The sequence below is a fragment of the Streptomyces colwelliae genome (assembly GCF_048158785.1).
In the GTDB taxonomy this organism is placed as follows: Bacteria; Actinomycetota; Actinomycetes; order Streptomycetales; family Streptomycetaceae; genus Streptomyces.
The window spans coordinates 1-6,148 of sequence record NZ_JBLTJC010000512.1 but is presented as its reverse complement, the minus strand read 5'-3'; the positions used below and the strand labels follow the sequence as shown (position 1 = coordinate 6,148).

General features: G+C 71.2%; 3 protein-coding genes. All 3 read left to right on the top strand.

What is annotated here, in order from left to right; genetic code table 11:
* The first annotated feature begins 1 nt into the window (after position 1).
* On the top strand, positions 2 to 649 hold the full coding sequence (locus tag ACNFOC_RS49345; RefSeq protein ID WP_416965533.1) for a hypothetical protein: 648 nt from the start codon (positions 2 to 4) through the stop codon (positions 647 to 649).
* A 118-nt stretch (positions 650 to 767) separates the two neighbouring features.
* A complete protein-coding gene (locus ACNFOC_RS49340) occupies positions 768 to 2,915 on the top strand; it encodes a flotillin family protein (RefSeq protein ID WP_416965532.1) in 2,148 nt (715 codons plus the stop codon).
* Positions 2,916 to 3,000: 85 nt separating this feature from the next.
* Positions 3,001 to 6,148, top strand: a 3,148-nt coding sequence (locus tag ACNFOC_RS49335) for a DNA repair ATPase (RefSeq protein WP_416965531.1), incomplete at its 3' end; no start/stop codon positions are given.

Genomic DNA, 6,148 nt, shown 5'->3' with positions numbered 1-6,148 from the left:
CATGGGGGCGTTCCTCGCTGCCGCGATCGGGTTTCCCGCCGTCGTCTTCAGTGCGGCACTCGTCGTGGTCGTCCTCTACTGGCTGCTGGTCGCGCTCGGCGCGGCCGACGCGCACGGACACGCCCACCTGCACGCCCACGTCCACTCACGGGCCCACTTCGGCGGCCGGTGGCTCGGCGGAGTTCCGGTGACCTTCGCCTTCTCGCTGTTCGTCGCCGTCGGCTGGCTGATCAGCTACTGCGCGAGCGTGCTGCTGGTCCCTTCGGGCCCGGCCGGCGTCCTGGTCGGGGTGGTCGTGCTGATCGGCACGGTGTACGTCTCCTGGCAGGCGACCAAGCTGTTCGTACGACCCCTGCACCGCCTGTTCCCCGACGAACACGGGCCCTCGCGGCTCGACTTCGTCGGCCTGACCTGCACCATCCGCACCGGGCGGGTCGACGCCGGGTTCGGACAGGCGGAGGTCAGGGCGGCGGACGGGGCGGCGGCGGTGGTCCAGGTCCGGCAGACGGACGGCGACTCCGGGGCGGGCGCGCTCGGCAGCGGCAGCACGGGGTTGCTCTACGCCTACGACGAGGTCGGCGAGTTCTTCTGGGTCGCGCCCTACGACAGCGCGCTGGACCCGAGGACCGGCCCGGGCACGAAGGGATAGACCGCCAACGCCTGTTGGCCTACGGCCGTTGCCCACGCCTGTTGCCTACACCTGTTGGTCAACCCCTGTTGGCCCACGCCCGTTTCATCACCCTTCTCATCCCTTGGGGACCCATGTCATGAACGCCATCACCGTCGGCATCGGTGTGTTCGTCGCCGTTGTCCTGCTCATCGCGCTCACCCTGCTCCTGGTGGTCGGCCGGCTGTTCCGGAAGGTGGAGCAGGGGCGGGCGCTGATCGTCTCCAAGACGAAGAAGGTCGACGTCACCTTCACCGGGGCGGTCGTGCTGCCGGTGCTGCACAAGGCCGAGTTCATGGACATCTCGGTGAAGACCATCGAGATCCGCCGCACCGGGCGCGAGGGCCTGATCTGCCAGGACAACATCCGCGCCGACATCCACATCAGCTTCTTCGTGCGGGTCAACAAGACCGTCGAGGACGTCATCAAGGTCGCGCAGGCCATCGGCACCCAGACGGCGAGCGACCCGGTGGCGATCCAGGACTTCTTCGCCGCGAAGTTCTCCGAGGCGCTGAAGACCGTGGGCAAGCAGCTGGACTTCGTCGATCTCTACACCAAGCGCGAGGAGTTCCGGGACCGGATCATCCAGGTCATCGGCACCGACCTCAACGGCTACCACCTCGACGACGCGGCCATCGACTTCCTCGAACAGACGCCGATGACCCAGCTCGACAACCAGAACATCCTGGACGCGCAGGGCATCCGGAAGATCACCGAGCTGACGACGATCGAGCACGTCCGCACCAACGAGTTCCAGCGCACCGAGCAGAAGGAGATCACCCGGCAGAACGTCGACGCCCGGGAGACCATCCTGGAGCTGGAGCGCCGGCAGGCCGAGGCGGAGATCAAGCAGCGCCGTGAGGTGGAGGTCCTGCGGGCACGCGAGGAGGCCGCCACCGCGAAGGTGCAGGAGGAGGAACGGCTGGGCGCGCAGACCGCGTTCCTCCGTACCGAGGAGCAACTCGGCGTCCAGCGCGAGAACCAGGCCCGCGAGATAGCCGTAGCGCAGAAGAACCGCGAGCGGGTCATCGCCGTCGAGAACGAGCGCATCGAGAAGGACCGGCTCCTCGAAGTCATCGCCAGGGAACGGGAGACCTCGCTGTCCGGGATCGCCCGCGACAAGGAGGTCGAGGCGGAGCGGCGCGAGGTCGCGGACGTGGTCCGGGAACGGATCGCCGTGGACCGTACGGTCGCCGAGCAGGAGGAGGCCATCAAGAAGCTGCGGGTGGTCGAGGAGGCCGAGCGCACCCGTCAGGCCGTGATCATCGCCGCCGAGGCTGAGGCGCAGGAGAAGCTGGTCAAGGACATCAAGGGGGCCGAGGCGGCGGAGGCCGCCGCCAAGCACCGGGCCGGTGAGCAACTCACCCTCGCCGAGGCCCGGTTGAAGTCCGCCGACCTCGACGCCCGCGCCAAGCTCCGGCTCGCCGAGGGCATCCAGGCGGAGGCCGCCGCGGCCGGACTCGCCGAGGTCCAGGTCCGCGACAAGGAGGCCGAGGTCACCGTGAAGGCCGGCCGCGCGGAGGCCGAGGCCACGGGGGCGCGGCTGCGCGCGGAGGCGGAAGGCGCCGAGGCCCGGCTGCGCGCGGAGGCCGAGGGCACCCGGGCCAAGGCCCTCGCCGAAGCCGAGGGCGCGCAGGCGAAGGTGCTCGCGCAGGCCGAAGGCGTACGGGCGAACGCGCTCGCGGAAGCCACCGGCATCGGCGAGAAGCTCAAGGCCGAGGCGGCGGGCCTCACCGAGAAGGCCGCCGCGATGGCCGCCCTCGACGACGCCTCGCGCGGCCACGAGGAGTACCGGCTGCGGTTGCAGGCCGAGAAGGAGATCCGGCTGGCCGGGCTCGATGTGCAGCGGCAGGTCGCGGAAGCGCAGGCCACGGTTCTCGCGACGGGCCTGGAGCACGCCGACATCGACATCGTCGGCGGCGACTCGGTCTTCTTCGACCGGCTGATCTCGTCGATCTCGTTCGGCAAGAGCGTCGACGGCTTCGTCCAGAACTCCGATACGGCACAGGCGTTGGCGCGTCCGTGGCTGGACGGTACGTCGAACATCGGCGACGACCTCGCCCGCGTCCTCGGCCCGGTCTCCACGGCCGACGTGCAGAACCTCACCGTGTCCGCGCTGCTGATGAAGCTGATGACCTCGGACACGGCCGACGCCGGTCAGGTACGGCAACTGCTGGAGAAGGCCGGTGAGTTGGGCCTGGCGGACACCCCGCTGGCGGCGCTCAACGGGCACCCGGCGAAGGCCTGAGCGGCCTGACCCCACAGACAGTCCGGAACTGCCGCACAGGGGACGGCAGTTCCGGACTCACCCCCTGAAAATCTGAGAGGGACCCATGACCACCGGCCTGGACACCGGCACCTACGAGGTCCTGCGCGACCGCCTCGCCGCACAGGCCGCCGAACTCGCCCGCCGTGCCGAGGCGCTCAACGCCCGCCGCACCGAGGAGTTCGGCTCCACCCGCCTGGAACTCACCGGCACCGAACGCCTCGACACCGAGCACCCGGCCGTGCCGCGCGACCTCGTCGCCGTAGGGGACACGCTGCTCTTCGGCCGCCAGGTCTCCCTCGGCGTCAGCGGTGAGACGACGGTGGCCGACGTCCTCGCCCCGCACGACCGCCACGACCTGCGCCGGCTGCCCGAGGACGCCGTGCCCGGACTCCTCGACGACCCGGACTTCGTGCGGGAGTTCGGCGCCCTGCACCGGTACTACCGTCAGGCCCGGCTGCTCCAACTGCGGCGCGTCGAGGGCAAGTTGCTGGCCGTCTTCCGTACCGGTGAGAAGGCCGACGACATCCGGGTGCTCCGCTGGGCACTCGCGGACGACGGCCGGTCGGCGACCTTCCTGGACGCGCACGGCGAACGCGATCACGTCTTCCCGCCGCCGTACGACGTCGACTGGACGGCGACGACCCGCGAGGACCTCGTCCCCGGCCGGCATCCGCACGTCCGGATCCAGGACGGGCTGTACGTCGACACGGTCGGCGGCACCCTCACCGTCAAGGTGGAGGACAACACCGGGACGGGGGAGGGGATCTACTCCGAGCCGGTGGACGAGCCCTTGCAGTCGGCGGCCGACGCGGAGATCGCGTATGCGCGGGTGGGCGCGCTGGTGCTCATCGACATCCGCCCTTACAAGGAGGACGTCCACCGCTACCTGGTCTTCAACACTCTCACCAAGGGTGTCGTACGGCTCGACGGGATCGGGCTGTCGTGTCAGCGGCTTCCCGAGGAGCAGGGGATCGTGTTCCCGGGCGGGTACTGCCTGGCCACGGGGGCGTGGAAGACCTTTGAAATCGACACCGCCGGGCTGGAGTTGGAGCGGGTGGTGCGCTCGCCCAACGGTGAGGACGTGCTGTTCGCGTACCGGGCGAAGGTGCCGGGGCGGAGCCTCCTCCTGCCGTACAACATGATCCGCAAGGAGGTCGCCAACCCGCTGTCCTGTCAGGGGTGGGCGCTCTTCGACGACGGTGTGCTGATGGTGCTGCGCGGGGGTGGTGAGGGGGAGGCGGCGCGCGTCCATCCGGTGCGGGTGTGGCGTACTCCGTACGTCTCGGACACGTATGCCGCCGGTCAACTCGTCGGCTCCGGGCCGCTGTTCCGTATCGGGAACGCTGATCTCGTACGCGGGATCTCCGACTGTCTGTCCCTCGCGGGTGCGGTGGCCGGGATGGAGCCCACGGCGGAGGTGTACGAGGCGCTGGTCGGCGCGTGTGTCCGGGCGGCGGACTCGTACCACTGGTTCGGGGACACCGAACTCGGTGATCTGCGGGGCCCGTTGGAGGACGTCCGGGTCACGGCGGAACAGGTCCTGGCCGAGTTCGAGACCGTCCGGACCCTCACCGCCCGCGCGGCCGACGCCCTCGCCGGGGCCACGGACCGGCTCACCGGGCTCGTACGACGGCTGCGGGGCGAGGTGCCCCGGGACGCGGCGGGGTGGGTCGCCGGGCTGACCGAACTCCGGCGTGCGCAGGGGCACTTGCTGACGTTGAAGGAGATGCGGTACGCGGACACCGCGCGGATCGACGAGTCCGCGGCCGGGGTGGAGGCGGAGCTCGGGGCGTTCGGGCAGCGGGCGGTCGCGTACCTGGCGCGGGAGGACGCGTTCACCGGGCACCATGAGCTGATCGGTGAGCTGGTCACGGAGGCGGGGGAGTTGGCCACGGTCGCCGAGTCGGCGCCCGTGGCCGTCCGGCTCGACGAACTCACCGACGGGCTGCGGACGGTGACCGAGGTGATCGCCGGGCTCGACATCGGTGACGCCACGGTCCGTACGTCGATCCTGGAGCGGATCGCCGAGGTGCTGGGCGGGGTCAACCGGGCCCGCGCCACGCTGGAGGCCCGGCGCCGGGAGCTTCAGGACCGGGAGGGCCGGGCGGAGTTCGCGGCCGAGTTCGCGCTGCTGGGCCAGTCGGTGACGGGCGCGCTCGCGGACGCGACGACACCGGAGGCCTGTGACACCCAACTCGCCCGGCTGCTGGTCCAGTTGGAGAACCTGGAGGCCCGCTTCACGGACTTCGACGACTTCCTCGCCGAACTGACCGGCCGACGCACCGAGATCTACGAGACCCTCTCCGCCCGCAAGCAGACCCTGGCCGACGAACGCGCCCGCAGGGCCGAGCAGTTGGCGGACTCGGCGACCCGGGTCCTGGAGACGGTGGTGCGCCGGGCGGCCACGCTCGCCGACGCCGACGCGGTCAGCACGTACTTCGCCTCCGACCCGATGGTGACGAAGATCCGCCGCACCGCCGGTCAACTGCGGGACCTGGGCGACCAGGTGCGGGCGGAGGAGCTGACCGGCCGGCTCGCGGCGGCCCGTGAGGAGGCGGCCCGCGCCCTGCGCGACCGCACCGATCTCTACACGGACGGCGGCCGGACCCTCCGCCTGGGCCGCCACCGCTTCGCCGTGAACACCGAGCCCCTCGACCTCACCCTGGTCCCGTCCGGTGACGGTCTCGCCTTCGCCCTCACCGGCACGGACTACCGAAACCCGGTCACGGACCCGGAGTTCGCGGCCACCCGCAGGTTCTGGGACCGCCCGCTGCCCTCCGAGTCACCGCGGGTCTACCGCGCCGAACACCTCGCCGCCCGCCTCCTCGACGAACACGGCGCCCAGGCCCTCGCCCAGGAACCCGACCTCGCCGCCCTGGTCCGCCGGGCCGCGCAGGAGTCGTACGACGAAGGCTACGAACGCGGCGTGCACGACCACGACGCGACCGCGATCCTGGCCGCCCTGCTCCGCCGGTACGAGGGCGCGGGCCTGCTGCGGCACGAACCGGGCGCCCGGGCACGGGCGTTGCTGTTCTGGACACACGGCACGAGCGCGGAGGAGCGCACGAGCTGGACGCGCCGGGCGCGCTCGCTCGCGCGGGCCCGCGACACCTTCGGACCGGTCCCGGCCGTCGCCGACTTCCTGACGGAACTGGCCGAGCGGACCGGCGAGCCCGCCGCCGCGTACCTCTTCGACGAACTGACCACCGGCC

Excerpts from the sequence above, each read along its gene's own strand:
- ACNFOC_RS49345 (WP_416965533.1), top strand. The coding sequence starts at position 2 with ATGGGGGCGTTCCTCGCTGCCGCGATCGGGTTTCCCGCCGTCGTCTTC.
- ACNFOC_RS49340 (WP_416965532.1), top strand. The coding sequence starts at position 768 with ATGAACGCCATCACCGTCGGCATCGGTGTGTTCGTCGCCGTTGTCCTG.